We start from the raw sequence: 1,367 nt of genomic DNA on the forward strand, positions 1-1,367 counted from the left end.
GCCCCCAGCCGTGCGCCCCGACGATCAGGGCATGATCCCGCCCCACCGCGCCCCGCACTCCGCCGAAATGCTCACCGCGTTCGTCCGGCACCTCCGCGCGCTCCGCCGCGCCGCCACGACGATCGACACCTACACCGACCTGCTCTGCCGCCTCGACCGCGACCTGCCCGAGGGCCTCGCGTACGCCTGCGCCGACGAACTCCGGGAGCACATCTACACCGACGAGCGGAAGCCGGCGACCGTCGCTCTCTACCGGGCCGCCGCGACCGCGTTCTACGGGTGGGCGACCGCCGAGTCGGATCCGTGGCTGGACTACGACCCGTCCCGGCACCTGCCCGCCGCCCGGGTCCGCGCGCGGGCGCCGCGGCCGGTGACGCACGAGCAGCTGCGCGACATCCTCGCCCGGGCCCGCGACCCGTACCGGCTGTGGTACCTGCTCGCGTCCGGGCAAGGCCTGCGCTGCATCGAGATCTCGCGGCTGGACCGGGACGACGTCACCGAGCAGGACACGTGGATCCGGGGCAAGGGCGACCGGGAGCGGATCGTGCCGACGCACCCGGCCGTGTGGTCGGTCGTGCGGGACTTTCCTCGAGGGCCGATCGCGCGGACACCGAACGGGTCGGCGCGGGCGGACCGGCGGCAGGTGCGGGAGCGGGCGAACTGGTACCTGCACCACCGGCTCGGCCACCAGGACGTGACGATGCACCGGCTACGGCACTGGTACGGCACGTACGTCCACCAGGCCGCTGGCGGCGATCTGAGGGTCGCGCAGGAACTGCTGGGTCACGCCTCGCCGACGACGACGCAGGTGTACGTGGCGGTCGCTGGCGGGGCGAAGGCAGCCGCGGTGGCCGCGTTGCCGCTGCCGGTCTGAGCGCAGCAGAGCGCCCCGGGCCCCCGCCTCCCCTGCATGGCGGGCGCCCGGGGCGCTGTCGTGTGGGTTACCGGATCCGGCGGGGCCGGCGGTTGTGCTGCCGCTGCACCTCCACGGGCACGACGTGCGCGCTCGTCGGCCGGGCGGTGCGTACCGGCTCGGTGGCGGCCTCGACGCGCGGCCGCCGGTCGTGGGCCAGCTGGGCGCGGCTGGCCACGACCACGACGTCGGCGCGGCCGTCGCGGGTCATCCGCATCGCGTCTTCCCAGCTGCGGACGATGCCGACGAAGTCGTAGCGGCAGGCCTGGATGCGCTCCAGGCAGGGCGTGGCGGCGGCGGCGAAGTCTTCCGGGCTGCTGAGGTCGGCGGGAACGAAGACAACGGCGCGGTCGAGCATGGGGCGGCTCCCTTGCGGTGGTGATCACGGGGGAGTCATCAGACACCCGTACGACCGGGCGCGGGGAGGGCCGACCGGGGGATGTCTGCATAGACC

At 74.5% G+C, this 1,367-nt stretch carries 2 protein-coding genes; one reads left to right on the top strand and one right to left on the bottom strand.

Annotation, left to right across the window (positions count from 1 at the left end; all coding sequences use genetic code 11):
• Nucleotides 1-874, top strand: an 874-nt coding sequence (locus tag E1211_RS32020) for a tyrosine-type recombinase/integrase (protein WP_207915599.1), incomplete at its 5' end; no start/stop codon positions are given.
• 67 nt (nt 875-941) lie between these two features.
• Here E1211_RS32020 and E1211_RS32025 read toward each other — a convergent pair.
• Entirely contained in the window at nt 942-1,271 is a 330-nt protein-coding gene (locus tag E1211_RS32025; RefSeq protein WP_132353978.1) for a hypothetical protein, read from the bottom strand.
• Between the last annotated feature and the right edge of the window lie 96 nt (nt 1,272-1,367).

The organism is Micromonospora sp. 15K316 (genome assembly GCF_004348525.1).
In the GTDB taxonomy this organism is placed as follows: domain Bacteria; phylum Actinomycetota; class Actinomycetes; order Mycobacteriales; family Micromonosporaceae; genus Micromonospora.